The organism is Nocardioides secundeburneus, from assembly GCF_039939255.1.
Lineage (GTDB): Bacteria > Actinomycetota > Actinomycetes > Propionibacteriales > Nocardioidaceae > Nocardioides.
In genome coordinates, this window is the sequence record NZ_JBDUUE010000006.1 from 281,612 (window position 1) to 306,101 (window position 24,490).

A 24,490-nucleotide genomic window follows, 5' to 3' on the forward strand; every position below is an offset into this window, starting at 1 on the left:
GACGTCAGGGACGCAGGTGCTCGCGCGCCCACAGGGCGGCCGAGGTGCGGTCGGCGACGCCGATGCGCCGGAAGACCGAGCCCACGTGGGCCTTGACCGTGCGCTCGGTGATGTCGAGGCGACGGGCGATCTGCTTGTTGGCCAGGCCCTGGCTGAGCAGCACCAGCACGTCACGCTCGCGCGGGCTCAGCCCCGGGTCGCCGTCGGACGACGCCGGCTCGGCCGCGGCCGGCGTGCGCAGCAGCGCCGCGGTGACGCGCGGGTCGAGGGCCACCGTGCCCTCGGCGGCGCTGCGGACGGCGGCCAGCAGCGTGGCCGGCTCGGTGTCCTTGAGCAGGTAGCCGGACGCCCCCGCGGCGAGCGCGTCCTGCACCTTGTCGACCTCGGCGAACGAGGTCAGCACGAGCACCCGGACGCCGGGCACCTCGGCGACGACGCGACGGGTGGCCTCGACGCCGTCGACGACCGGCATCGACAGGTCCATCAGGACGACGTCGGGCCGGGTCTCGACGGCGACGGCGACGGCCTCCTCGCCGTCGGCGGCCTGGCCCACGACCTCGAGGTCGGGGGCGCTGTCGACGAGGCCGACTAGGCCGACGCGCACGAGCTTGTGGTCGTCGACGAGCAGCACCCGGATCGGGCTCATGCGACCACGTCCAGGCGCCACGTCGTGCCCGCGCCGGCCTCGGAGCGGACGGCGAGCCCGGCTCCGTGGCGGCGGGCGACGTCGCGCAGCAGCAGCACGCCGAGGTGACCGGGCGCGGGGTCGGCGAGCACGGCGTCGACGTCGAACCCGGTGCCGTCGTCGGCCACCTCGACCCGGGTGACCGCGCCGGTGCCCGGACGTCGCGCCGTCGCGACGCTCACCCGCACGCGGCGGGCGGCCGCGTGCTTGGCCACGTTGCGCAGGCACTCGCGCACGACCTGGAAGACCAGCTGCGCGTCGTCGTCGGAGAGGCGGCGGACGACGTCGGCGTCGAGGTCGAGCTCGACGACGACGTCGCGGCCGTCGAGCCCGGTGGCGAGGTCGTGGAGGGCGGCGTCGAGCCCGGTGGCGCTGAGCGAGGCCGGGTAGACCTCGACGAGGAGCGAGCGCAGGCCGCCCATGCCGGCCCGGACGGCCGAGGCGACCTCGTCGAGCTGGTCGCCCATGGCCGTGTCGCCGTCGTCACGAGCGCGTTGGGCCGCGCCGCTGACCACGAACGACACGCCGGCCAGCTCCTGCACGGGCCCGTCGTGCAGCGATCCGGCGATGCGCCGGCGCTCGGTGTCGGAGGCCGACAGGGCCTGCTGGAGCAGGCGTTCGCGGTGCTCCTGGTGCCGCTCGAGGCGGCGCAGCAGCTGCCACACGACCGGCAGCAGCACCAGCAGCAGGACCACCAGGCTGCCGAGGGTGATCGCGGAGAAGCCGCGCCAGATCTCGCTGCGGCGCTCGGTGACGCGGTCGTAGGGACCGTAGGTCTCGAAGAGCAGCTCGGTGCCATCGGGAGTGACGACCGGGTGGTAGACCTCGAGCAGCTTGCCCTGGTCGCGCTCGTAGACGTTCTCGGGCTCGTCGAGGTCGGTGACCTCGGCCCCCGTGAAGTGCTCGTCGAACGCCTCGAGCTCCTCGTCGTCGAGGGCGAACTGCTGCCCGACGAGTCGCTGCTCGTCGGAGTAGACGATGCGCCCGTCGCGGCTCCAGACCTTGACGCGCGCGACGTCGTCGCCGAGCACGTGCTGCCGGACGACGTCGTCGAGCGCGACGAGCGCCGCCGGGTCGCCGTCGAGGACGCCGTCCTGGAGGGCCGGTTGCACGACGGCGTCGGCGAGGATCTCGGTACGGTCGGCGGCTGCCGTCACGCTCTCGTCCTCGGCCTCGCGCCGCGCGGCCCAGCCGCCGACGACGACGACCGCGACGAGCACCAGCACCGACAGCGCTGTGATGCGGACCAGGAGACGACGCGCCCGTACCGGGCGATCGGAACCGATCGCCCGGTGCGGGACCGCGAGCTCACGCCAGCGGGGGTCGGGGGGCACGTGCCCATCATCGGGGATGGTGCCGACCGCCGTGGGCAGGACGCTCAGGGCAGCGGGGTGGGGTTCGACGGGTCAGGCGGCACGGGCACCGAGCCGCGGATGCGGTTCTGCGCCTGGCAGTCCTTCACGCAGCTGGTCGCACCCTGGCTGAGCTCGATCGCGTCCTCGCCGAGGACGCCGCCCATGCGGCCGCCCGAGGCGACCGACCACGTCGTGGTCGTGCCGGTCTGCTCGAGCTTGGTGGCGACCTGCGGGCTGTCCTTGCCGAGCAGCATCTGGTGGTAGCCGGTGGCGCTCTGCGCCGACGTGACGGCGTCGACGCCGTCCCCGAAGTTGATCTTGTTGGTGTAGGGGTTCACGAAGTAGAAGAGCGTCGGGCCGAGCGTGTGCTTGATCGTCACGTTCGAGCCGAACTCCGGCTCCATCTGGAAGATGCCGCCCTGCGGGGCGTCCTTGGCCTGCACCTTGAGCTTGCCGGCGCTGGTGGCGAAGATCGCGACCACGTCGCCGTCGCGCACCTGCAGCTCGCGCAGCACCGGGGACGCCAGCTGGGCGGCGCTCAGCTGCGGCACCTTCGAGGCGAACACGACCGTCGGGCTGGTGACCATCCGCTCGGACGACGGCGCACCGGTGAGCGTGTAGTCGTAGACGCCGAGCGTGGTCGGGTCGATGGTGAACGTGACGTTGACGCCCTTGACGACGACCTTGCCGGTGACGCGGAGGTCCTTGACCCTGACGTCCTTGCCGGGGGCCGGGTCGTAGGTCGTCCCGTTGACGGTGACCTTGAAGTCCGAGGCGGCGGACGTCGTCCCGCCGCCGGCCTTGTCGTCGCCGCCCTTGTCGTCGCCGCCGCCCTTGGCGAGGGCCGGGCCGGTGGTGGCGCCGAAAGCCACGAACAGCGCGGTGGCGGCGAGCAGCAGGCGTCGCCCGCGGTGGGTGTGGGTGCTCATGGGGTGGTGCTCCAGTCTCGAGTGCGTGCGCCGCTCCCTCCCGGTGCGGCGAGGTCAAGGAGACCGGTGGCGAGGTACGAGTCGCCAGATGGACGAGTGGACAGTCCGGTACTAGTACCCGCTCAGACGCCGAAGCCGGTGAAGCGGAACAGCACGTAGCAGACCGGCGTCACGGCGACCGCGACCAGGCCAGCGCGGGCCAGCAGCAGCGGGCGGCGGGCGCAGGCGGCGAGGACCGCGACGCCGAGCAGGCCGGTGAGCCACGCGGTGCCGTCCCACGAGATGCGCTGCCAGGCCTCGGCGAACAGCAACGCCGCGGCGGCGCCCCAGGCCGCGGCCGCGTGCCAGCTGCCGCTGTCGCGGCTCCAGGTGGCCGCGATCCCGGCGCCCGTCCCGGCGACGACGCCCATGATCAACCAGGCGATCGTCGTCGGGGCGACCAGCGAGAACAAGCCGGCCATGTCGAGCACGATCGCGAGCACGTAGTAGGCCTCGACGGCGACCACCAACATCACCGCGCCGGCGACGGTCGAGGTCGCGGCGTCGGTGGTCAGCGCGCGGGCGAGCAGGAAGGCGGCGACGGCCCAGACCGCGGAGCTGTTGGCGAGGTCGGCCACCGGGTAGGGCAGCGTGAGCTGCAGGATCAGGTCGCCGAACCCGAGCGCGACGCCGGCCAGTGCCGCGACGAGGAGGGGCCGCTCTGCGGCGGCGCGGGCGCGGTCGAGCTGCACGGGCGACTGGTACGAGGTCATGCCCACAGCCTCGCCCGGGCCGACGCTCGACCGGATCAGCCTCAGGTACTGACCGGTTGTCCCCAGGTGCCGTGGTTGAGTTCTCGCCGTGGACCCCGACGCCGTGCTGACCCTCCTGCAGGACGTCGCCGCCGAGGTCATCACGCCCCGCTTCGGCCGGCTCGGGCGCGACGAGGTGTCGAGCAAGCGCCGTCCCGGCGACCTCGTCACGGTCGCCGACCGCGAGGCCGAGGCGCTCATCACCGCCCGCCTCCGCGCGGCCCACCCCGGCGCCGTCGTCGTCGGCGAGGAGGCCGTGTCGGCCGACCCGTCGCTGCTGCGCGGGTGGACGTCGGCGCCGCTCGCGTTCACCGTCGACCCGGTCGACGGCACCCGCAACTTCGTCAACGGCTCCCCCGACCACGCGGTCATGGTCGCCGAGGTGCGCCGCGGCGAGGTCGTGCGCAGCTGGACCTGGCAGCCGCAGCACCGCACGGCCTACGTGGCCGAGCGTGGCGCCGGGGCGTGGCGCGACGGCGTCCGGCTGACGACCGCCGACGGTGTGCGGTCGCGGCGCTACACCGGCACGTGCTGCGGCATCGACTACCCGCGCATCGCCACCGGCGAGGCCGGCTGGGGTGTGTGGTTCAAGACCAAGCCGTGGGACCACGCCCCCGGCTCGCTGCTGGTCACCGAGGCCGGCGGACGTGCCTCCTACCGGCCGACGTCGACGCCGCGGGTGCTGGCCGCTAGAGCCGCGACGCCGTCCTGACCAGGCCGGCGACGGCGAGCGAGCGGCTGTGCGGCGGCCAGGCGAGCACGGTGGTCACGGTCGGCGCGTCGACGACCGGCACGGTGGCGTGGCCCTCGTGGAGATCGGTGCGCACGGAGTCGGGCAGCACCACCACGGCCCGGCCGAGCGCGACCATCTGCAGCAGCTGGGTGTGGTCGCGGACCTCGACGCCGCGCCCGGACGGGAAGCTGCCGTCGCGGCGCGGCCAGCGCGGCAACGGCAGGCCGGGGATCTCGGCGACCTCGGCCACCGTGAGGCTCTTGCGGGCGGCGTAGGGGTGGCCGGCGGGCAGCACGCACACCTGCGCGGTGTCGGTGACGAGCACCTCGAGGTCGAAGCCGGCGGTGTCGTCGAAGGGCTGGTGCAGGATCGCGACATCGGCCCGACCGTCGCGCAGCATCGGCTCCTGCTGCGCCGGGCCGCACAGCACGACGTCGACGTCGACCGCACCCGGCTCGGCAGCGTAGGCGTCGAGCAGCTTGGCCACGACCTCGCTCGAGGCGCCGGCCTTCGAGACCAGCACGAGGGAAGGCGCCCCGTCGACCCCGGCGGCGCGGCGGGTGCGTCGCTCGGCGGCCGCGACGGCGTCGAGCGCGGCGCGGCCCTCGACCAGCAGGACGGCGCCGGCGTCGGTCAGCTCGACCCCGCGCGGCGTGCGCACGAACAGCTCGGCGCCGAGACGTCGCTCGACCTGCGCGATCGCGCGCGACAGCGGCGGCTGGGCGATGCCGAGGCGCTCGGCGGCGCGGCCGAAGTGCCGCTCCTCGGCCACCGCGACGACGTAGCGCAGCTCTCGGGTCTCCACGCCTCCCACCGTACGACCGGGGGTGATACCCGGCAGGTATGACGTCGCACCGAAGCGGTCTTGGATCGGCGACAGCCCGCGAGCCCACGATCGGGACATGACCGAGAACACCACCACCGAGACCACCGAGACCACCGACAACACCACCAAGACCGCGCTGGTCACCGGCGCCAACAAGGGCATCGGCCATGAGATCGCCGCCGGGCTGGCCCGCCTCGGCTTCCGCGTCGGCGTCGGCGCCCGCGACACCGGCCGCCGCGAGGCCGCCGTCGACAAGCTGCGCGCCGAGGGGCTGGACGTGTTCGGCGTGCCGCTCGACGTCACCGACGAGGCCAGCGTCGCCGCGGCCGCGGCGTTGCTCGAGGAACAGGGCGGTCTCGACGTCCTGGTCAACAACGCCGCCATCACCGGCGGCATGCCGCAGGACCCGACCACCGTCTCCCCCGACGCCATCCGCACCGTCGTCGAGACGAACGTGATCGGCGTCGTCCGGGTCACCAACGCGATGCTGCCGATGCTGCGCCGGTCGGCGTCGCCCCGGATCGTCAACCTCTCCAGCACCGTCGGCTCGTTCCACCACCAGACGACACCGGGCGGCGCCGCCGGCCCGCTCTCGGCGGCGTACTCGCCGTCGAAGTCGTTCCTCAACGCGATCACCGTGCAGTACGCCAAGGAGCTGGCCGACACCCCCGTGCTGGTCAACCTCGGCTGCCCCGGCTACGTGGCCACGGACCTCAACGGTCACCAGGGCGTCCGCACGCCCGAGCAGGGCGCGGCGATCTTCCTGAAGCTCGCCACCCTGCCCGACGACGGCGGCACCGGCGGCTACTACGAGGACGCCGGCGTCATCCCCTGGTGACCCCCCTGGTGGCCCGCTACCGCCCGGGTGGAGCAAATCTGTACTGTGTCAGTGTTCTTACTTGCCCATTGATCCCGAGGACCCTGCCATGACCCGACAGCTCCACCTGGGCGGCTTCATGATCGCCAGCCAGGTCACCCACTCGCACGCCGCCTGGCGCCACCCCGCCACCGACGCCGGGGCCTTCCTGACGCCGGAGTACTACCACCGCGTCGGCCGCATCCTCGAGCGCGGCACGTTCGACTTCGTGTTCTTCGCCGACCTGCTCGCCGTGCCCACCAACTACGGCGGCGGCCCCGACGAGGCGCTGCGACGCGGCACGCAGGCCAGCGCGACGCTCGACCCGAGCCTGGTCGCGACGAGCATCGCCGCCGTGACCCAGCACCTCGGCGTGGCCATCACCAAGAGCACGACCTACTTCCACCCGTTCGAGCTGGCCCGGACCTTCTCCACGCTCGACCACCTCAGCAAGGGCCGCGTGGCCTGGAACATCGTCACGTCGCTCAGCACCAGCGAGGCCCGCAACTTCGGCCTCGAGCAGGCGCTCGACCACGACCTGCGCTACGACCGCGCCCAGGAGTTCGTCGAGGCCGCCGTCCGGCTCTGGGAGAGCTGGGAGCCCGACGCGCTCGTGCTCGACCAGGAGAACGGCGTCTTCGCCGACCCGGCCAAGGTGCACGCCGCCGACCACGACGGGCTGTTCTACAAGACCCGCGGCCCGCTGCCCACGCCGCACTCGCCGCAGGGCCGGCCGGTCTTCATCCAGGCCGGCTCGTCGGGCAAGGGCAAGGACTTCGCCGCCCGTTGGGCCGAGGCGATCTTCGAGATCGACCCGACGCCCGAGGGCCGCAAGGTCTACTACGACGACGTCAAGAGCCGCGCCTCCGACGCCGGCCGCAACCCCGACCACGTCAAGATCCTGCCCGCCTTCGTGCCGTTCGTGGCCGAGACCGAGTCGATCGCCCGCGAGAAGCAGGCCTTCCACAACGAGCTCGCCGACCCGATCTCGGGCCTCATGACCCTCTCGGTGCACACCGACCACGACTTCAGCCAGTACGACCTCGACGCCCCCGTCGACCAGGTCACGGTCGGCGGCTCGCAGGGCCTCTTCGACCTCGCCAAGCGCCTCTCCGACCGCGACAGCCTGAGCCTGCGCGACGTCGGCAAGCTCTACGCCCAGGGCGTGATGCTCCCGCAGTTCGTCGGGACGGCGAGCCAGGTCGCCGACCAGGTCGAGGAGGGCTTCGTCAACGGCGAGGCCGACGGCTGGATGCTCTCGTGCGCCCAGTCGCCGGGCACGTTCAACGACTTCGTCGACCTCGTCGTGCCCGAGCTGCGCCGCCGTGGACTGTTCCGCGAGCGGTACACCGGGACGACGCTCCGCGAGCACCTCGGCCTCGCCGACGTCCCTGCCACCGCAGGGGTCTGAGCGGCCCGGGACCACGCCCGCCACCGCACGTCACGGTCGCCCGCGCGCCTCGCCCGCGCGGGCGACCCGCGCGGGGAGCGCTCGACTCGGGCCCGCTTTCTGGCAGACTCCCCCTCGTGTCACAGACGCATGGAGAGCGCCGGGCCGTGGTCGTGGAGGACGACGAGGACATCCGTTCCCTCATCGAGTTCACCCTCACCACGCAGGGTTTCGACGTGCGTTCGGCCGAGACGGGGTTCGACGGCGTCGACCAGGTCCGGGAGTTCGACCCCGACCTCGTGACCCTCGACCTCGGCCTGCCCGGCATCGACGGCATCGAGACCTGCCGCCGCATCCGCGAGCTCACCGACGCCTACGTCGTCATGATCACCGCCCGCGACGACGAGATCGACCGGCTGCTGGGCCTCGAGACCGGCGCCGACGACTTCCTGTCCAAGCCGTTCAGCGTCCGCGAGCTCAAGGCACGCATCAACGCCCTGTTCCGTCGTCCCCGGCGCGGTGTCGGCGCGGCGGGTCCCGCCCCGGCCTCGGCGTCGGCCGTCGCGCCCGCCGTGGCCGCCGTCCCCGACCACGAGGTGCTCGAGCACGGACCCCTGCGCGTCGACGTCGACGGGCGTCGGGCGTTCAAGACCGCCGACGAGCTGGCGCTGACCCGCACCGAGTTCGACCTCCTCACCGAGCTCATGCGCACCCCCGCCCGGGTCTGGACCCGCGAGGCGCTGCTGCGCTCGGTCTGGGGCACCGACTGGGCGAGCGACACGCACCTCGTCGAGGTCCACATCGGCAACCTGCGCCGCAAGCTCGGCGAGGCGCAGGGCAAGCCCAAGTTCATCCGCACCGTGCGGGGCGTGGGCTACCGCATGGAGTCGCTCGACTGACGGCTCCGCGCGTCACGCAGGACTGGCGGAGCGGGACAGGTAGCTGTCGATGGCGGCGCCGGCGCGCTCGGCGGCGGCGGGCAGCAGCAGGGCACTCGAGCGGGCTCGCGGCAGGTCGTAGGTGCGCAGGCTGGCCTCGATGCAGGTGGCCGCCTCGGCGAGCTCGGAGGCACCGGTCATGGTCGAGGAGACCTTGAGGCTCAGGACGGCGTCCATGGCCTCGTCGGGGTCGGCCCCGTTGACGGCGGCGACCACCCGGTCGACGCGCTGGGCGAGCATGCGCCGGAACGTGGCGACCAGCTCGAGCACGAAGGGACGGTCGTGCACGTCGTCGACCAGCTGGTGCAGCGTGCTGGGGTCGAACACGGTCATCGACGGGCCCCCCTCGTGTACGTCATCACGACCACTGTCGCAGCCGCAGATCACGGACCGGTCTGGTTAACCTCAAGGAACTCGCAAGTCGGTGGAGCGGCGTACCGAAAATACCCCTAGGGGTACCGGTGTGCCATAGTGGGACCGGCACGAGCCGTGGCCGGTCCCCCCAGAGGGCCACGGCTCGTGCCTCTTGCGTCGGCGCTCGCTCACCAGAAGAGCTTCTCGACCACGCCGTGCGCGATCCGGGTGACCCGCAGGTGGTCGTCGACCATCTCCTCGGTCGCGCCCGGGTCGTAGCCGAGGATGCTCGACACGGCGGCGCGCTCGCGCGCGTCCCGGGGCAGCTCGTCGCCCGCCTTGCCGCGCGCGAGCGTGATCGCGTTGCGCATGCGGCTGACCGCGCGCCACGCCTCGGCGAGCCGGGCGGCGTCGTCGTCGGCGACCAGACCGGCGTCGCGCGCTGCCTCGAGCGCGGTGAGGGTGCGTGGCGTGCGCAGGGCCTCGACCTCGCCGGCGTGGCGCATCTGGAGCAGCTGCACCGTCCACTCGATGTCGGCGAGCCCGCCACGACCCAGCTTGAGGTGCAGCTTCGGGTCGGCACCGCGCGGCAGCCGCTCCTTGTCGACGCGGGCCTTGATCCGGCGGACCTCGATCACGCCGTCGTCGGACAGCCCGCCCGCGGGGTAGCGCAGCGGGTCGATGAGCTCGGTGAAGGCCTCGCGCACGCCCTGGTCGCCGACGACGGCGTCGGCGCGCAGGAGCGCCTGCGCCTCCCAGACCGCCGACCACTTGGCGTAGTAGGCGGCGTAGGAGTCGAGGGTGCGCACGAGCGCACCCTGCTTGCCCTCGGGCCGCAGGTCGGCGTCGACGAGCAGGGCCGGGTCTGCCCCCGGCAGCGCGAGCAGGCGGCGTACCTCGTTGGCCACCGCGGTCGCGTAGGACGACGCCACCTGGGCCTCGGCGCCCTCGACCGGCACGTGCACGAAGAGCACGTCGGCGTCGCTGCCGTAGGAGAGCTCGAAGCCGCCGTAGCGGCCCATCGCGACGATCGCCAGGCGCGTCGGCGCCTCGTCGAGCTTGCGCTGCAGCCGGACGGCGCGCCCGGCGGCCTCGAGCGTCGCCTCGAGCGTCGCGTCGGTGATGCGCGACAGGGCGGCGCCGACGTCGGCGACGTCGGTGAGGCCGAGCACGTCGCCGGCACCGACGCGCAGCAGCTCGCGACGTCGGACGGCGCGTGCGGCCCGGACGGCCTTGTCGACGTCGTCCTGACGCTCGGAGCGCGAGCGCATCTCCTCGAGCATCGCGTCGGCGCTGCGCGGCAGGAGGTCCTCGGCGAGCATGCGGACGCCGGCCGGTTCGCGCTCGAGCAGACCCGTGACGTAGCGCGAGGTGGAGAGCAGGTGGGCGAGCCGCTCGGCGACCGCGCCCTCGTCGCGCAGGGTGCGCAGGTACCACGGGGTGCTGCCGAGCGCCTCGCTGAGCCGCCGGAACCCGAAGAGACCGGCGTCGGGGTCGGCGCCCTCGGCGAACCAGCTCAGCATGGCCGGCAGCAGCGCCTTCTGCAGCGTGGCGGTGCGCGAGACGCCGGCGGTGAGCGCCTCGAGGTTGCGCAGCGCGGCCTGTGGGTCGGCGTAGCCGAGGGCGGCGAGCCGGGCGCCGGCGGCCGCGGACGACAGCCGCACCTCGCCGCTGTGCACGCGGGCCACGGCGGTCAGCAGCGGCCGGTAGAAGAGCTTCTCGTGCAGGCGCCGCACCTCGCGACGGTGGTGCTCCCACTCCTTGGTCAGCGTGACCTCGGGCTCCTTGGTCCAGCCGAGGCTGCGACCGAGGCGCCGCAGCGACGCCGGGTCGGACGGCACGACGTGGGTGCGACGCAGCTGGTGCAGCTGGATGCGGTGCTCGAGGGTGCGCAGGAACGCGTAGGCCTCGTGCAGCGCCTCGCCGTCCTCGAGCCCGACGTAGCCGCGCTCGGTCAGCTGGTGCAGGGCGCTCAGCGTCGTGGGTGCGCGGATCTCGTGGTCGGCCCAGCCGTGCACGAGCTGCAGCAGCTGGACGGCGAACTCGACGTCGCGCAAGCCGCCCGAACCGAGCTTGAGCTGTCGCTCGGCCTCCTTGGCCGGGATGTGGTCGACGACGCGTCGGCGCATGGCCTGCACCTCGGCGACGAACCCGTCGCGGTCGGCGACGCTCCACACCATCGGCTCGACCATGCTGGTGAACGCCTCACCGAGCTCGAGGTCGCCGGCGACCGGTCGGGCCTTGAGCAGGGCCTGGAACTCCCAGGGCTTGGCCCACTTCTCGTAGTAGCCCTGGTGGCTGCCGAGGGTGCGGGTCAGCGGGCCCTGCCGGCCCTCGGGACGCAGGTTGGCGTCGACGGGCCAGATCGTGCCTTCGCCGGTGTGGTCGGAGCAGACCCGCATGAGGTGGCTGGCCAGCTTCGTGGCCGCACGCAGCGCCTGGTCGTCGGCGGCGTCGCCGGCCGGCTCGTGCACGAAGATCACGTCGACGTCGGAGACGTAGTTGAGCTCGTGCCCGCCGCACTTGCCCATCGCGATGACGGCGAGCCGGGCGCGGCCCGCCTCCTCGCCCAGCCGCTGGCGGGCGACGGCGAGCGCGGCGTCGAGCGTGGCGCCGGCGAGGTCGGAGAGCTCGGCGGCGGCGTCGTCGAGGCCGAGGTCGTGGGCGAGGTCGCGCGCGGCGAGGCGCAGCAGCACGCGGCGGTACTCGACCCGGAGGGCGTCGACGGCCTCGCGGTCGGGCAGCGTGGCGACCGGCGCGGCGTCGTCGGGGTCGGCGCCGACGGCGGCGAGCAGGCCCGCCCGGACGACGTAGGCGGGCGGACGCGTGGAGCCGAGCGTGGGGTCGGTGAGCTCGCGCCAGTGGCGGGGGTGCCTCGCGAGGTGGTGGGCCAGCGCCTCGCTGGCGCCGAGCACGCTCAGCAGCCGCATGGCCGTGCCCTCGTCGTCGGCCACGGCGCCCATGAGGTCGGCGCGCTCCTGCGGGTCGACCGCCTCGGCGGACTCGGCGAGCCGCACGAGGCAGGCGAGGGCCTCGTCGGGGTCGGCGGTACGACCGAGCAGGGCGACCAGCGGCTCGGCGGCGTCGTCGAGCTCCCCGAGGTGGTGCAGGGCGCGGTCGGTGTCCTGGAAGCCCCACCGGATGAGGCTGCCCTTGCTGGTCGACAGGCGAGGCATCAGCGGGTCGCCTCGCGCACGAACACCTCGACGAGCGCGCGGCCGTCGGCGTCGAGGGCCTCGCGCGCGGCGTCGACCTCGGCCTTCAGGGCCTCGGGTCCGCCCGCGCCGGCCTCGGCATCGGGGTGCATGCGGGCCCAGGTCGCGACGATGTCGCCGGTGGCCTCGGGATGCCACTGCAGGCCCCAGACCCGCGGGGCCAGACGAGCCGCCTGCAGCTCACCGGTGGCGGCCCGGGCGAGCTCGACCGCCCCGTCGGGCAGCCGGGTCACGACGTCCTGGTTGGAGAAGATCGCGGGCCCGGTGACGCCGGCGAGCAGCGGGTCGGCGGCGAAGGCGTCGGCGCGGCCGAGAGGGCACAGGCCCGCCGTGCGCCCACGCGGGTTGCGAGCCACCTCGCCGCCGAGCGCCAGGGCGGCGAGCTGGTGGCCGAGGCAGACGCCGAGCACCGGGACGTCGTGCTCGGCCGCGCGGGCGATGAGTCCGCGGGTGGGCGCGAGCCAGGGCACGTCGGCGTCGAAGGCGTCCATGGTGCCGCCGAGCACGAGCACGGCGTCGTAGCCGTCGACACCCGCGAGGCCCGCGAGGCCCGCGAAACCCGCGAGCCCGTCGTCGGCGTAGGGACGACGGACGTCGAGCTCACAGCCGGCCTCGACCAGCCACTCGCCCAGCAGGGCGGGTGGACAGCTGGTCTGGTGCTCGACCGTGAGCACGCGGACGGTCATGGGTCGCAGGCTCAGATCACCGGCAGCATCTGGTCACGCTCGAACGCCGAGACCTGCCCGCGGTAGTCCTCCCACTCGGCGCGCTTGTTGCGCAGGAAGAAGTCGAAGACGTTCTCGCCGAGGGTCTCGGCGAGCAGCTCGGACTGCTCGGCGATGGTGATCGCCTCGTTGAGGGTGCGCGGCAACGGCTCGATGCCGAGGCTCTTGCGCTCGCGCTCGGTGAGCGACCACACGTCGTCCTCGGACTCGCGCGGCAGCTCGAGCTCGTCCTCGATGCCCTTCATGCCGGCCGCGAGCACGGCCGCGTAGGCGAGGTAGGGGTTGCAGGCGGGGTCGATGGTGCGCAGCTCGACGCGGGTGGAGGCGCCCTTGTTCGGCTTGTACATCGGCACCCGCACCATCGCGGAGCGGTTGTTGTGGCCCCAGGTGATGTACGACGGCGCCTCGCCGCCGAACAGCAGGCGCTTGTAGGAGTTGACCCACTGGTTCGTGACGACGCTGATCTCGGGGGCGTGGTGCAGCACGCCGGCGATGAACCGGCGTCCGGTCTGGCTGAGCTGGTACTCCGCGCCGGCCTCGTAGAAGGCGTTCTGGTCGCCCTCGAACAGGCTGACGTGGGTGTGCATGCCCGATCCGGGGTGGGTGGTGAAGGGCTTGGGCATGAAGCTGGCCCAGATGCCCTGGTTGAGCGCGACCTCGCGGATGACGGTGCGGAAGGTCATGATGTTGTCGGCCGTCGACAGCGCGTCGGCGTAGCGCAGGTCGATCTCCTGCTGGCCAGGACCGGCCTCGTGGTGGCTGAACTCCACCGAGATGCCCATCGCCTCGAGCATCGTGATGGCCTCGCGACGGAAGTCGGCACCCTGCGACTGCGCCGTGTGGTCGAAGTAGCCGCTGCGGTCGACCGGCACGGGGTCGGCGCCCGCCTGCGGGGTGTCCTTGAACAGGTAGAACTCGATCTCGGGGTGGGTGTAGAACGTGAACCCCTTCTCGGCCGCCTTGGCCAGCGTGCGCTTGAGCACGAACCGCGGGTCGGAGAACGACGCGGCGCCGTCGGGCATCACGATGTCGCAGAACATCCGCGCGGTGGCGGGCCCGTCGGTGCGCCACGGCAGGATCTGGAAGGTCTGCGGGTCGGGCTTGGCCAGCATGTCGGACTCGTAGCGACGGGCGAAGCCCTCGATCGCCGAACCGTCGAAGCCGATGCCCTCGTCGAAGGCGCCCTCGAGCTCGGCCGGGGCCACCGCCACCGACTTCAAGAACCCCAGGACGTCGGTGAACCACAGCCGCACGAACCGGACGTCGCGCTCCTCGAGCGCGCGGAGAACGAAGTCCTCTTGCTTACCCATGGGGCGAGCCTAGGGGGCCACGGCGGCTCGCTGCACGGTGGACCGAGACATCGTCACCTCACCACGCCGACGCCCGCTGACCGTCAGTCCTCCTCGCCGAGGGTCTTGTCCTCGAGGTCGCCGATGCGGGGTCGGCCGGCGTTGCAGTAGACCTCGATCTCGATCGAGCGGGTGCCGGAGGCGAACACGGCGTCGATGTCGTCGTCGGGGCCGCGCTCGAGGCTGACCCGACGCCAGCCCGGGGCCGCACGGGCGGCGTCGCCGAAGGCCACCGCGCCCTGGCAGGTGACGACGACGGAGCCGAAGTCGCCGTCGAAGGTCTCGGTCACCCGGTCGGCCGCGGGGTCGGCCTCGGCGCGCCCCTCGGCGTCCTCGAGCGCCTCCTGCACGTACTGCTCCTGGCCGGTGATCGGCCCACGGTCCCGCACGCTCGCACCGACTCCGGTGACCGCGAGCAGCCCGACGCCGACCGCGGCCACCGCGGCGGCGAGCCAGGCGGCCAGGTAGGCGACGGTCCGGGTCACGGTCCCGATCCTGCCGGACGTCGACCCACCCTTCGCTCAAGCGAGGGTTAAGGCGCGGCCAAGGTGCTCGGTCGGGCGGGCCGCGACCAGTAGGTTCGGGCGCGTGGTGCAGGTGCTGATCATCGAGGACGACGCCCGCATCAGGCCGCTGCTGATGCGCTCGCTCGACGAGCGCGGCTACGCCGTCTCGTCGGCGGCGACCGGCATGCAGGGGTTGCAGATGGCCGTCGACGCGCGGCCCGACCTGGTCATCCTCGACCTCGGCCTGCCCGACGTCGACGGCACGCAGGTGCTGTCGATGCTGCGTGCGGTCAGCGACGTCCCGGTGATCGTGGCCAGTGCGCGCGACGACGACCCGTCGCTCGTCGGCTGCCTCGACGCCGGCGCCGACGACTACGTCGTCAAGCCGTACACGACCGCCCAGCTCGAGGCGCGCATCCGTGCGGTGATGCGCCGCACGACGGGCGCGGCGTCGTCCGGACGACGCACGATCGAGCTGGGCGAGCTGGCGATCGACGTGGCCGGGCGGACGGCGTCGCTGGCCGGCGAACGGCTCGACCTGAGCCCCAAGGAGTTCGACCTGCTGCGCTACCTGGCCGACCGGCCGGGCGAGGTGGTCGCCAAGCGCGACCTGCTGGTCGAGGTGTGGCAGCAGCCGTGGGGCGGCTCCGACAAGACCGTCGACGTGCACCTGTCGTGGCTGCGCCGCAAGCTCGGCGAGTCGGCGTCCGAGCCCCGGTGGCTGCACACCGTGCGCGGGGTCGGCGTCCGGCTGAGCGACCCGGCCGCGTGAGGACGACGACGTGCGCCGCAGCCTGACCCTCACCGTCGCGGCGGCCACGACGATGGTGCTGCTCGCCATGCTGGTGCCGATGGCCGTGCTGCTGCGCAGCTACGTGCTCGAGGACCGGCTGGCGCGCGCGGCGGTCGAGGTGCAGGCCACCGAGAGCGTGGTGTCGACCAACGACAAGGGCCAGATCTCGCAGTACGTCGACCGCATCAACGGCGACGACGGCAACCAGACCACCGTGGTGATGCCCGACGGCGACGTCATCGGCCCGGCACCCAGCGACGACGAGCGGGCGCGCATCATCGAGGCCCGCAACAGCAACACCGCGCGGGTCGACGACGTCGACGGCGGCACCGCCATCCTGGTGCCGGTCTCGCTCGGGCGCTCGACCGCCGCGCCCGCCCAGAGCCCGGTGGTGCGCGTCTTCGTACCGACCCCCGGGCTCGAGCGCGAGCTCGTGCGCAGCTGGGCGATCCTGCTCGCGCTCGGTGTGGCGCTGCTGCTCGGCGCCCTGCTGCTGGCCGACCGCCTCGGCCGCTCGTTCGTCTCGCCCCTGCGCGACCTGGCGGACTACGCCACGCGCCTCGGCCGCGACGTCTCGCCCGAGCCGCCGCCGGCCGCCGGCCCCACCGAGGTGCAGGACCTCGGCGTCGCCCTCCACCGTCTGGTCGACCGCGTCGAGGACCTCCTCGCCCGCGAGCGCGCCGGCATCGCCGACCTCTCCCACCGCCTCCGCACGCCGATGACCGCGCTGCGCCTGCGCATCGACGCGATCGCCGACCCCGGCGACCGGGCGCGCCTGGCCGCCGACCTCGACGACCTGCGCGCGACCGTCGACGCCGTCGTCCGCGACGCGCGACGGGCCGAGCGGGCCGGGCTGACCGGCGTTGCCGACGGCGTGGCGGTGCTCGCGGCGCGGGTTCGCTACTGGGAGCCGCTCGCCGAGGAACAGGGCCGATCGTTCTCGGTGCAGGTCACCGACAAGGGCCCGGTCGGCGTGCGCGCCGGGGCCGACGAGCTCGAGGCCCTGGTCGACGTCCTGCTCGACAACGTCTTCTCCCACACCCCCGACGACGCCGCGATCACGGTCTCGGTCACCCCGGGCCAGGGCGGCCTGGTGCTCGTCGTCGAGGACGCCGGCCCCGGCCTCCGGGACGCCGTCGCCGTGGCCGACCGCGGCGCGTCCGGCGGCGGCTCGACCGGGCTCGGGCTGGCCATCGCCGACCGCACCGCCACCGAGTCGGGCGGCTCACTCGCCCTCGGCCGCTCCGTCGCCCTCGGCGGCGCGCGCATCGAGGTCGTGCTCGGGCTCGGCTGACCGACGCTGGCGCGCGGGGACGACGAACGGCCGGGACCCGCGAGCAGCGGGTCCCGGCCGGTCGGCGCGGTGGGTGGGGATCAGGCGACGGTGACCCTCGCACCGCAGGCGACCTTGGTGCCGACCCGCTTGGCGGTGAAGCGGAAGGTCTCGGTGCCGGGCGTGTTGCGCACGAACCGCTCGACCTCGACGTCGCCCTCGCGATCGGCGGTGCGCACGACGTTGGCGATGACGCGGCCCTCGTGGCGCACGACGACGCGCCAGGTGGTGCCGGGCTTGACCCGGTCGAGGTCGACCGAGGCCTCGTACCCGCCGTCCTCGCGGTCGACGGACAGCTCGTAGGTGCCGCCGCCGCAGCGACCGGAACGGTCGACGTCGGCGTGGGCGGCCGACGGTGCGAGCAGGACGGCGGCGGGGCCGGCGACGAGGGCGGCGGCTGCGGTCAGGGCGGTGGTGCGCTTCATGGATGTCTCCTGGTGAATGGTGATGAGCTGCGGTGGGTGGGGGTGGTCAGCGGGCGGCGTTGGCCGTGCAGGCCTCGCCGTTCTCGGGCGTGGCGACGACCTCGAACGTCGAGGCGCCGTCCTCGTCGACGAAGGCGTCGAGGTCGAGCTCGCCGTCCTCGTCGGTGGTGCGCTCGCCCTCGAGGACGACGGTGTCGCCCTGGGTGACGAGCACCTGCCAGACCTCGCCGGGTCCGGCCGACTGCAGCTCGTAGTCGAGCTCGAGGCCGCCGTCCTCCGGCTCGACGGTCAGCGTGTACGCCGTCCCGGCGCAGGTGCCGCGCTCGGTGGTCTCGGCGTCGTCGCCGAACGCCATCCAGGCGGCCGCGCCACCGCCGACGACGACCACCGCTCCGACGGCCCCGGCGATCGCGATCCTCTTCTTCATGTGCGGTGCTCCTCCACTCGTCTACGTGCTCCGTGTGCCCCGGTGCGGGGTGATGACGGAGACGATGCGCGAGGAGCGCCTAAGCCCGAACCAGCAGTGGGCTAAGGCCGCGTTAAGAGCGTCACGCGTCGGGCACGTTCGCGAGCTCGGCCAGCCACGCCGTCGGTGACGCGTCGGACGGCATGCGCCAGTCGCCGCGGGGCGACATCGTGCCACCGGGGGTGACCTTCGGCCCGTTGGGCAGGGCCGAGCGCTTGAACTGGTTGGCGAAGAACCGGCGCACGAAGACGCCGAGCCAGTGCTTGATCGTGGGCAGGTCGAACTCGCCGCGACGGTCGGCGGGCAGCTGCTCGGGCCACGCGCCCGACTCGACGTCGTGCCAGGCGTGCCAGGCCAGGAAGGCGATCTTGCTGGGCCGGTAGCCGCGACGCAGGACGTGGTAGAGCGCGAAGTCGACCAGGGGGTAGGGCCCGGTGGAGTCCTCGGTGCGCTGCGGCGCGACGTCGGCCTGTGCCGGGATCAGCTCGGGGGTGATCTCCTGGTCGAGGATCTCGGCGAGCACGGCGTCGGTCGTGGCGTCGTACTGGTCGGTCTCGATCGTCCAGCGGATGAGGTGCTGGATGAGCGTCTTCGGCACGCCGCCGTTGACGTTGTAGTGCGACATCTGGTCGCCGACGCCGTAGGTGCACCAGCCGAGCGCGAGCTCGGACAGGTCGCCGGTGCCGAGCACGAGCCCGCCCCGGTGGTTGGCGAGGCGGAACAGGTAGTCGGTGCGCAGCCCGGCCTGCACGTTCTCGAAGGTGATGTCGTAGACCGGCTCGCCGTCGAAGAACGGGTGGTCGAGGTCGGCGAGCATCTGCGTGGCCGCCGCGGTGATGTCGAGGGTCTGGAACGTGACGCCGAGGCTCTCGGAGAGGCGGGTGGCCAGGCCCTTCGTCGTCTCGCCGGTCGCGAAGCCCGGCATGGTGAACGCGAGGACGTCGGTGCGCGGGCGACCCAGCCGGTCCATCGCCTTGGCCGCGACGATCAGCGCGTGCGTGGAGTCGAGGCCACCGCTGACGCCGATGACGACCTTCGGCTGCCACGTGTCGGTCGACATCGACCGCAGCCGCTGCTCGAGCCCGGAGACCTGGATGTTGTAGGCCTCGTAGCAGTCCTGGGCCAGGCGCGAGGGGTCGTCGGGCACGAACGGGTAGCGCCGGACGCCGCGCCGCAGACCGATGTCGCCGGGCGGCGGGTCGAGGGTGAACTCGATGGTCGTGAGGCCGTCGCCGTGCTGACGGCGGTTGTCGTCGAACGTGCCGACCCGCATGCGCTCCTGGCGGATGCGGTCGAGGTCGACGTCGGCGATGGTGCGGCGCGCCTCCTCCGGGAACCGGTCGCCCTCGGCCAGGAGGTCGCCGCACTCGTAGATCATGGTCTGCCCGTCCCAGGACAGGTCGGTGCTCGACTCGCCCTGCCCGGCCGCGGCGTAGACGTAGGCGGCCTGGCAGCGGGCGCTGGCGCTGCGGGCGAGCAGTCGTCGGTCCTCGGCGCGGGCGATGGTGATCGGGCTGCCGGAGAGGTTGAGCAGCAGGTGCGCACCGTGCAGGGCCGCCGTCGCGCTGGGCGGCACGGGCACCCACATGTCCTCGCAGATCTCCACGTGGAAGGTGAGGTCGGGGACGTCGTCGGCCTGGAAGAGAAGGTCGGTACCGAACGGCGCGACATGCTGTCCGACGGTGATGTCGTCGCCGTTGCCGAGGTCGTCACCCGCGGCGAACCAGCGACGCTCGTAGAACTCCCGGTAGGTCGGCAGGTGCGCCTTCGGTGCGACGCCGAGCAAGCGCCCGCCCTGCACCACGAGGGCACAGTTGTAGACCCGGCCGGCGTGCCGCAACGGCGCCCCGACCACGATCACCGGGCGCAGGGTGATGCTCGCCGTCACGATCTCGTCGACAGCGGCGACGACGGCGTCGAGCAGGGTGTCCTGCAGGAACAGGTCGTCGACGGCGTAGCCGGTCAGCCCGAGCTCGGGGAACAGCGCGACCGCCACCCCCTCGTCGTGGCACGCCTGCGCCTGCTCGACGGTGCGAGCCGCGTTGGTCGCCGGGTCGGCGATGGCGACCGGCAGCGTGCAGGCCGCGACCCGCGCGAACCCGTGGGCGTAGGCGGAGTAGAAGTCCACGGCACCACTCTAGGGAGCAGTCGCCGGGGCGATGAGTTAGCCCGGGCCCGGTGGTCTGACCCTCCGACGCACGTGACCGACCGAGCGACCGAGACCAGGAGACCGCGATGACCACGATCAGCCCGTGCCTGTGGTTCGACGACCAGCTGGAGGAGGCGGCGTCCTTCTACACCGGCATCTTCCCGAACTCCTCGCTCGGCCACCTGGCCCGCTATCCCGACTCCCCCGACGGCACGCCGGGCGCGGTGATGGCCGGCGACTTCGTGCTCGACGGGACGACGTTCCGCGGCATCAACGGCGGGCCCGAGTTCCGGTTCACCGAAGCCATCTCGTTCAGCATCAGCTGCCGTGACCAGTCCGAGGTCGACTACTACTGGGACTCGCTCTGCGACGGCGGTGAGGAGTCGGCGTGCGGGTGGCTCAAGGACCGCTTCGGCGTCTCGTGGCAGGTCGTGCCGCAGCGCCTCTACGAACTGGTCTCCGACCCCGTCCCCGCTCGCGCGAGGGCCGCCACCGCGGCCATGCTGGGCATGCGCCGCATCGTCGTCGCCGACCTCGAGTCCGCCGCTGACGCCGCCGCGCTCGCCGTCCGCTGACCCACCCCACCACCCCAACCCTCAGGAGCACCGATGTCCGCTCGACTCAACCCCTACCTCAACTGGCGCGGCCAGGCCGCCGACGCGATGGCCTTCTACCACTCCGTCCTCGGCGGAGAGCTGAGCAGCAACACCTTCGCCGAGTTCGGCGGCATGGGCGTGCCCGAGGAGGAGCAGGGCAACGTCATGCACGCCCAGCTCGTCGTCTCCGACGGCATCTGCCTCATGGGCTCCGACGTCCCCAGCACCCACCCGGGCGAGGTCACCAACGGCACCGTCAGCCTCAGCGGCGACGACGTCGAGCAGATCCGCGGCTGGTTCGAGGGCCTGGCCACCGGCGGCACCGTCGACCTGCCGTTCGAGAAGGCGCCCTGGGGCGACCACTTCGGCCAGGTCACCGACCGGTTCGGCATCACCTGGATGTTCAACTCCGGCACGGCCTGAGCCGTCGCCTCCCGCCCGTCGGGGCGGTAGGTGAGCCACCGTTCCAGCCCCTCCAGACGCCCCGTTCGGTGGCTCACACACCGCCCCCTCGCCCGCGCCAGACCGCTAGCGTCAGGCGGGTGCGGTCCTGGCAACGAGTCGCGTTCGCGATGTTCACCGTCGGCTGGGGCGCCAACCAGTTCACCCCGATCCTCATCGCCTACCGCGACGAGCTCGACATGTCGGTGCAGACACGGGCCTTCCTGTTCGGCGTCTACGCCGCGGGGCTCGTGCCGGCTCTCCTCGTGGGCGGGGCCGCCTCCGACCGGTGGGGACGGCGTGCCGTGGTGCTGCCGTTCGTGGCATTGTCGCCGCTCGCGAGCGTCCTGCTGGTCCTCGAGCACGACTCGACGACGGGGCTCGCCGTCGCGCGGTTGCTCGCGGGGGCCTGCTCCGGCGTGGTGTTCAGCGCCGCGACCGCGTGGGTCGCGGAGGTGTCCGACTCGGGGTCCGGGCCACGGCGTGCCGCGATCGCGCTGTCGGCGGGCTTCGGCGCCGGCCCGCTCGCCGCGGGGCTCACCGCGCAGTGGGCGCCACGACCGCTCGAGACGCCGTACCTGCCGCACGTGGTCATCGGCGCGCTCGCGATCGTCCTGCTGTGGCCGGTCGGCGGCCCACGCCCCGACCGGGTCGTGCCCCGCTCGCTCCTGCACCTCCCGGCCGTCACCCGCGGACGCCGGTTCCTGGGCGTCGTCGCCCCGTCGGCGCCGTGGGTGTTCGGCTGCGCCGCACTCTCGATCGCCTACCTGCCCGGCGAGCTCGAGGGCGAGCAGCCTGGCGCACTCGCGTTCGCCGGGGTGCTGGCCGGCGTGACGCTGGGCTGTGGCGTGCTGGTCCAGGGCGCGGCCCGCCGGCTCGACGAGCGCCGTCCGCTCCTGGCCGGCCAGGTCGGGCTCGTCGTGGCCCTGGGCGGCGGCTCGATCGGGGTGCTCGCGCTCGCGACCGACGTCCGGTGGTTCGTGCTGCTGGGCGCGCCCCTGCTCGGCGCGGGCTACGGGTGCGTGCTCGTCTCCGGGCTCCGGGAGACCGAGCGCCGCGCCGACCCGGCCGAGCGAGGCGCGACGGTGGCGGTGTTCTACGCGATCACCTACCTCGGCTTCGCCCTCCCCTACGTGCTGGGAGCGATCGGCGGCGACATCCCGGCGCTGCTGGTCGCGCTCGCCGTCATGGCGCTGAGCCTCGCCACGGTCTCTGTGGCCGGCCGACCGCGCGCGACTCAGTAGTCGGCGAAGAGCAGGACGCCGACGACCACCAGCGCGACGATGACCAGCGCAGCCACGAGGCCGATCAGCACCGGACGGCGCTCGAACACCGACACCAGGCCCGGGTATCGCGCCCCGAGCTGCTTGCCGTTGATCGGACCCGGCACGTGCTCGAAGCGCTGCTGGCCCAGAGCGGCGACGAGGCGGAGCAGCTCGTCGCGGCCGGCCGACTGCGAGCTGAGCGCGAGGATCTTCGCCCCGGACGGGTCACGCAGGAAGACCCGGCTCGAGCTCTGCACGCCGCCCTGCCCGGCGGCCTGGAAGTCGTCGACGTACACCCCGGAGCCCAGCCGCGCCCACTCCACCGTGCGGGTGAAGCCGGCCAGGCGGCGGACGGTCAGCCCGCGCTGGTCGACGACGAAGCGCACCGGCAGGAGGGCCGCGACGACGACGATCAGGACGACGACGAGCGCCACCAACCCGATCTTGCCGAGCGAGCTCCAGTCCTCGGTGCGCCGGTTGGGCACCAGGACGAGGCCGAGGACGACGGCGAGACCGAGCGCGAACCGCAGCCCGAGGTTGCGCATCTTCTCCGGGCTCATCCGGACCTCGACCGGCTGGCCGGGCTGGCCGGGCTGGCCCGGCTGGCCGGGCTGGCCCGGCGGCGGCGAGGACGGCGGCGGGAACGACGGGGGCGGCGGGGGCGGCGGCATGGAGGACATCGGCACCTGCCTACCCGACGACCCACGCCCGCAAACTGCGCCGCGCGCCCGAGACGTACGTGAGCGACGGCACACTGCGACCCCCGTGCGACCCACCTAGCCTGGACCCAGTCCGTGGACCTCATCAGGAGGCTGCGAGACCCACCCGATCGGAGACTCACCGATGAGCACCCCCGAGGAGACCGCGCCGTACGGCACCGGTCCCACCCAGCCCGCGACGACCGGCAGCGCTGCCGCCCCGCCGCTGCGGCGGGTCCGCACCCACCACCTGCGCGAGATGAAGGAACGCGGCGAGAAGTTCTCGATGCTCACCGCCTACGAGCAGTACGCCGCCGCGACCTTCGACGAGGCCGGCATCGAGGTCCTGCTCGTCGGCGACAGCGCGAGCAACAACGTCTTCGGCAACGAGACCTCCCTGCCGGTGACGGTCGACGAGCTGATCCCGCTGACCCGCGCGGTCAGTCGGTCCGTGCGTCGCGCGCTCGTCGTCGGCGACCTGCCCTTCGGCAGCTACCAGGCCTCGCCCGAGCAGGCCTACCTGACCGCCGCCCGCTTCATGAAGGAGGGCGGCGCCCACTGCGTCAAGCTCGAGGGCGGCGTCGAGATGGCGCCCCAGATCGAGAAGCTCACGCAGGGCGGCATCCCCGTGATGGCGCACATCGGGTTCACCCCGCAGAGCGAGCACGCCCTCGGCGGCTACCGGGTCCAGGGCCGCGGCGACGCCGGCGCCCGGGTGCTCGACGACGCCCTCGCCGTCGAGGCGGCGGGCGCCTTCGCCGTCGTCATGGAGATGGTCGGCGCCGACACCGCCGCCCAGGTCACCGACCAGCTCACCATCCCGACGATCGGCATCGGCGCCGGCGCCGCCTGCGACGGCCAGGTGCTGGTCTGGCAGGACGCCTTCGGCCTGCGCCAGGGCAGGATGGCCCGCTTCGTCAAGCAGTACGCCGACCTGCACGCCGTGCTGCTGCAAGCCGCCCGCGACTACGACGCCGACGTCAAGGCCGGCACGTTCCCCGGACCCGAGCACAGCTTCTGACTGCTCGCTCCGCGAGCCGCGCCCAGCTGCCAGCTCCGCTTCGCGGCGGTTGTCTCCGATCCGTGGTCGCGTTCGATCCGGCGTCCGGCCCAGCTCCTTGAGCCGTCCTCTCTTCGTTGACCCGAAAGCGACAGCGGCCGGCCCCCGAGGGGACCGGCCGCTGTCGTGAGTCAGGTCAGGCCGTGGAGACGATCTTGGCCTCGAGCTTGACGCCCTTGCGGGGCGAGTAGGTGACCGTGGTGCCGACCGCGGCACCCAGGATCGCCTGGCCGAGCGCGCTGCTCGGGGTGACGGTCTCGACGCCGGCGACGGCGTGCTCGACCGAGCCGACGACGAAGGTCTCGTCGCCGTCGCCGAGGTCGAGGGTGACCGTGTCGCCCACGGAGACGACACCGTCGACGTGCTCGTCGTGGGCGAGGTCGGCGATCTCGAGCTCGAGCGCGACGATGCGCTCCTCGAGGATGGACTTGCGGATGCTGGCCTCGACGTTGGTCGCGCGGTCGACGACGTCGCCCGCGGCCTCGGCGCGGTTCTCGGCCTGAGCCTGCTCGAGCTCGGCCTTGAGGGCCGCCAGGCGCTCGTGCAGGACGGCGTGCGGGTCGGTGCTGGTCACGGTCATCGGTGGGTCCTTCAGGAAATGCGAGGTGGGCG

General features: G+C 73.2%; 25 protein-coding genes. 10 read left to right on the forward strand and 15 right to left on the reverse strand.

The genetic code is table 11. From position 1 onward, the window contains the following. Positions 1–4 precede the first annotated feature (4 nt). From ABFT23_RS17665 to ABFT23_RS17680, 4 genes are all read right to left on the reverse strand, one after another. Entirely contained in the window at positions 5–646 is a 642-nt protein-coding gene (locus tag ABFT23_RS17665; protein WP_347897538.1) for a response regulator transcription factor, read from the reverse strand. Further along, the gene (locus ABFT23_RS17670) at positions 643–2,019 is read right to left on the reverse strand and encodes a sensor histidine kinase (RefSeq protein WP_347897540.1); all 1,377 of its coding nucleotides are present in this window, start codon (positions 2,017–2,019) and stop codon (positions 643–645) included. The genes ABFT23_RS17665 and ABFT23_RS17670 overlap by 4 nt, the downstream gene beginning before the upstream one ends. Before the next feature lie 44 nt (positions 2,020–2,063). Then, positions 2,064–2,969 (reverse strand): hypothetical protein, encoded by a 906-nt coding sequence (locus tag ABFT23_RS17675; RefSeq protein WP_347897542.1) that lies wholly within the window; start codon positions 2,967–2,969, stop codon positions 2,064–2,066. Between the two features lie 122 nt (positions 2,970–3,091). Next, positions 3,092–3,721 carry a DUF6518 family protein gene (locus tag ABFT23_RS17680; RefSeq protein ID WP_347897544.1) on the reverse strand — a complete coding sequence of 210 codons (630 nt, stop codon included), beginning with the start codon at positions 3,719–3,721 and terminating at the stop codon, positions 3,092–3,094. 88 nt (positions 3,722–3,809) lie between these two features. On the opposite strand from ABFT23_RS17680, the gene ABFT23_RS17685 reads away from it, so the two are divergent. Continuing rightward, complete coding sequence (locus ABFT23_RS17685; protein ID WP_347897546.1) at positions 3,810–4,472, forward strand: inositol monophosphatase family protein; 663 nt, start codon at positions 3,810–3,812, stop codon at positions 4,470–4,472. Here the strand turns inward: ABFT23_RS17685 and ABFT23_RS17690 are convergent. Then, positions 4,450–5,298: a LysR family transcriptional regulator gene (locus ABFT23_RS17690; RefSeq protein WP_347897548.1), complete on the reverse strand. Its 849-nt coding sequence runs from the start codon at positions 5,296–5,298 to the stop codon at positions 4,450–4,452. The genes ABFT23_RS17685 and ABFT23_RS17690 overlap by 23 nt on opposite strands. Positions 5,299–5,395: 97 nt before the next feature. Between ABFT23_RS17690 and ABFT23_RS17695 the strand changes: the two genes are divergently transcribed. From ABFT23_RS17695 to ABFT23_RS17705, 3 genes are all read left to right on the forward strand, one after another. Continuing rightward, positions 5,396–6,157: an SDR family NAD(P)-dependent oxidoreductase gene (locus ABFT23_RS17695; RefSeq protein WP_347897550.1), complete on the forward strand. Its 762-nt coding sequence runs from the start codon at positions 5,396–5,398 to the stop codon at positions 6,155–6,157. Positions 6,158–6,245: 88 nt separating this feature from the next. Then, on the forward strand, positions 6,246–7,586 hold the full coding sequence (locus tag ABFT23_RS17700; protein WP_347897552.1) for an LLM class flavin-dependent oxidoreductase: 1,341 nt from the start codon (positions 6,246–6,248) through the stop codon (positions 7,584–7,586). A gap of 116 nt (positions 7,587–7,702) precedes the next feature. Then, the gene (locus ABFT23_RS17705) at positions 7,703–8,464 is read left to right on the forward strand and encodes a response regulator transcription factor (RefSeq protein WP_347897554.1); all 762 of its coding nucleotides are present in this window, start codon (positions 7,703–7,705) and stop codon (positions 8,462–8,464) included. A 12-nt stretch (positions 8,465–8,476) separates the two neighbouring features. Here ABFT23_RS17705 and ABFT23_RS17710 read toward each other — a convergent pair whose 3' ends face one another. The 5 genes from ABFT23_RS17710 to ABFT23_RS17730 all read right to left on the reverse strand — a co-directional run bounded on the left by ABFT23_RS17710 (position 8,477) and on the right by ABFT23_RS17730 (position 14,631). Beyond that, on the reverse strand, positions 8,477–8,836 hold the full coding sequence (locus tag ABFT23_RS17710; protein WP_347897556.1) for an Hpt domain-containing protein: 360 nt from the start codon (positions 8,834–8,836) through the stop codon (positions 8,477–8,479). 209 nt (positions 8,837–9,045) lie between these two features. After that, positions 9,046–12,033, reverse strand: a complete 2,988-nt coding sequence (locus ABFT23_RS17715) for a bifunctional [glutamine synthetase] adenylyltransferase/[glutamine synthetase]-adenylyl-L-tyrosine phosphorylase (RefSeq protein ID WP_347897558.1) — start codon at positions 12,031–12,033, stop codon at positions 9,046–9,048. After that, positions 12,033–12,758 carry a type 1 glutamine amidotransferase gene (locus tag ABFT23_RS17720; protein WP_347897560.1) on the reverse strand — a complete coding sequence of 242 codons (726 nt, stop codon included), beginning with the start codon at positions 12,756–12,758 and terminating at the stop codon, positions 12,033–12,035. The genes ABFT23_RS17715 and ABFT23_RS17720 overlap by 1 nt, the downstream gene beginning before the upstream one ends. An 11-nt stretch (positions 12,759–12,769) precedes the next feature. Further along, the gene (locus ABFT23_RS17725; protein ID WP_347897561.1) at positions 12,770–14,107 is read right to left on the reverse strand and encodes a glutamine synthetase family protein; all 1,338 of its coding nucleotides are present in this window, start codon (positions 14,105–14,107) and stop codon (positions 12,770–12,772) included. 83 nt (positions 14,108–14,190) lie between these two features. Continuing rightward, positions 14,191–14,631, reverse strand: coding sequence for a hypothetical protein (locus ABFT23_RS17730; protein WP_347897563.1), 441 nt, complete (start codon positions 14,629–14,631; stop codon positions 14,191–14,193). Between the two features lie 103 nt (positions 14,632–14,734). Here ABFT23_RS17730 and ABFT23_RS17735 point away from each other — a divergent pair, with 103 nt between their 5' ends. Together ABFT23_RS17735 and ABFT23_RS17740 are read left to right on the forward strand one after the other, a co-directional pair. After that, positions 14,735–15,424, forward strand: coding sequence for a response regulator transcription factor (locus tag ABFT23_RS17735; RefSeq protein ID WP_347897564.1), 690 nt, complete (start codon positions 14,735–14,737; stop codon positions 15,422–15,424). A gap of 10 nt (positions 15,425–15,434) precedes the next feature. Then, a complete protein-coding gene (locus ABFT23_RS17740; protein WP_347897566.1) occupies positions 15,435–16,739 on the forward strand; it encodes a sensor histidine kinase in 1,305 nt (434 codons plus the stop codon). An 80-nt stretch (positions 16,740–16,819) separates the two neighbouring features. Here ABFT23_RS17740 and ABFT23_RS17745 read toward each other — a convergent pair whose 3' ends face one another. From ABFT23_RS17745 to ABFT23_RS17755, 3 genes are all read right to left on the reverse strand, one after another. Continuing rightward, positions 16,820–17,203, reverse strand: coding sequence for a hypothetical protein (locus tag ABFT23_RS17745; protein ID WP_347897568.1), 384 nt, complete (start codon positions 17,201–17,203; stop codon positions 16,820–16,822). Positions 17,204–17,249: 46 nt separating this feature from the next. Next, positions 17,250–17,630: a hypothetical protein gene (locus ABFT23_RS17750; protein WP_347897569.1), complete on the reverse strand. Its 381-nt coding sequence runs from the start codon at positions 17,628–17,630 to the stop codon at positions 17,250–17,252. A 121-nt stretch (positions 17,631–17,751) separates the two neighbouring features. Then, positions 17,752–19,797: an NAD(+) synthase gene (locus tag ABFT23_RS17755; RefSeq protein WP_347897571.1), complete on the reverse strand. Its 2,046-nt coding sequence runs from the start codon at positions 19,795–19,797 to the stop codon at positions 17,752–17,754. A 107-nt stretch (positions 19,798–19,904) separates the two neighbouring features. On the opposite strand from ABFT23_RS17755, the gene ABFT23_RS17760 reads away from it, so the two are divergent. From ABFT23_RS17760 to ABFT23_RS17770, 3 genes are all read left to right on the forward strand, one after another. Next, positions 19,905–20,393 carry a VOC family protein gene (locus ABFT23_RS17760; RefSeq protein WP_347897573.1) on the forward strand — a complete coding sequence of 163 codons (489 nt, stop codon included), beginning with the start codon at positions 19,905–19,907 and terminating at the stop codon, positions 20,391–20,393. Between the two features lie 33 nt (positions 20,394–20,426). Then, the gene (locus ABFT23_RS17765; protein ID WP_347897575.1) at positions 20,427–20,837 is read left to right on the forward strand and encodes a VOC family protein; all 411 of its coding nucleotides are present in this window, start codon (positions 20,427–20,429) and stop codon (positions 20,835–20,837) included. Positions 20,838–20,956: 119 nt separating this feature from the next. Continuing rightward, positions 20,957–22,099: an MFS transporter gene (locus tag ABFT23_RS17770; protein ID WP_347897577.1), complete on the forward strand. Its 1,143-nt coding sequence runs from the start codon at positions 20,957–20,959 to the stop codon at positions 22,097–22,099. Here the strand turns inward: ABFT23_RS17770 and ABFT23_RS17775 are convergent. After that, complete coding sequence (locus ABFT23_RS17775) at positions 22,093–22,800, reverse strand: hypothetical protein (RefSeq protein WP_347897579.1); 708 nt, start codon at positions 22,798–22,800, stop codon at positions 22,093–22,095. The genes ABFT23_RS17770 and ABFT23_RS17775 overlap by 7 nt on opposite strands. Before the next feature lie 163 nt (positions 22,801–22,963). Between ABFT23_RS17775 and panB the strand changes: the two genes are divergently transcribed. Then, positions 22,964–23,839: a 3-methyl-2-oxobutanoate hydroxymethyltransferase gene (gene panB, locus ABFT23_RS17780; RefSeq protein ID WP_347897581.1), complete on the forward strand. Its 876-nt coding sequence runs from the start codon at positions 22,964–22,966 to the stop codon at positions 23,837–23,839. A 175-nt stretch (positions 23,840–24,014) separates the two neighbouring features. On the opposite strand, the gene ABFT23_RS17785 is transcribed toward panB, so the two are convergent. After that, entirely contained in the window at positions 24,015–24,458 is a 444-nt protein-coding gene (locus ABFT23_RS17785) for a GreA/GreB family elongation factor (RefSeq protein ID WP_347897583.1), read from the reverse strand. Positions 24,459–24,490 lie beyond the last annotated feature (32 nt).

Excerpts from the sequence above, each read along its gene's own strand:
- ABFT23_RS17665 (WP_347897538.1), bottom strand. The coding sequence starts at position 646 with ATGAGCCCGATCCGGGTGCTGCTCGTCGACGACCACAAGCTCGTGCGC.
- ABFT23_RS17675 (WP_347897542.1), bottom strand. The coding sequence starts at position 2,969 with ATGAGCACCCACACCCACCGCGGGCGACGCCTGCTGCTCGCCGCCACC.
- ABFT23_RS17680 (WP_347897544.1), bottom strand. The coding sequence starts at position 3,721 with ATGACCTCGTACCAGTCGCCCGTGCAGCTCGACCGCGCCCGCGCCGCC.
- ABFT23_RS17695 (WP_347897550.1), top strand. The coding sequence starts at position 5,396 with ATGACCGAGAACACCACCACCGAGACCACCGAGACCACCGACAACACC.
- ABFT23_RS17700 (WP_347897552.1), top strand. The coding sequence starts at position 6,246 with ATGACCCGACAGCTCCACCTGGGCGGCTTCATGATCGCCAGCCAGGTC.
- ABFT23_RS17710 (WP_347897556.1), bottom strand. The coding sequence starts at position 8,836 with ATGACCGTGTTCGACCCCAGCACGCTGCACCAGCTGGTCGACGACGTG.
- ABFT23_RS17715 (WP_347897558.1), bottom strand. The coding sequence starts at position 12,033 with ATGCCTCGCCTGTCGACCAGCAAGGGCAGCCTCATCCGGTGGGGCTTC.
- ABFT23_RS17720 (WP_347897560.1), bottom strand. The coding sequence starts at position 12,758 with ATGACCGTCCGCGTGCTCACGGTCGAGCACCAGACCAGCTGTCCACCC.
- ABFT23_RS17725 (WP_347897561.1), bottom strand. The coding sequence starts at position 14,107 with ATGGGTAAGCAAGAGGACTTCGTTCTCCGCGCGCTCGAGGAGCGCGAC.
- ABFT23_RS17745 (WP_347897568.1), bottom strand. The coding sequence starts at position 17,203 with ATGAAGCGCACCACCGCCCTGACCGCAGCCGCCGCCCTCGTCGCCGGC.
- ABFT23_RS17750 (WP_347897569.1), bottom strand. The coding sequence starts at position 17,630 with ATGAAGAAGAGGATCGCGATCGCCGGGGCCGTCGGAGCGGTGGTCGTC.
- ABFT23_RS17760 (WP_347897573.1), top strand. The coding sequence starts at position 19,905 with ATGACCACGATCAGCCCGTGCCTGTGGTTCGACGACCAGCTGGAGGAG.
- ABFT23_RS17765 (WP_347897575.1), top strand. The coding sequence starts at position 20,427 with ATGTCCGCTCGACTCAACCCCTACCTCAACTGGCGCGGCCAGGCCGCC.
- ABFT23_RS17775 (WP_347897579.1), bottom strand. The coding sequence starts at position 22,800 with ATGTCCTCCATGCCGCCGCCCCCGCCGCCCCCGTCGTTCCCGCCGCCG.
- panB (WP_347897581.1), top strand. The coding sequence starts at position 22,964 with ATGAGCACCCCCGAGGAGACCGCGCCGTACGGCACCGGTCCCACCCAG.
- ABFT23_RS17785 (WP_347897583.1), bottom strand. The coding sequence starts at position 24,458 with ATGACCGTGACCAGCACCGACCCGCACGCCGTCCTGCACGAGCGCCTG.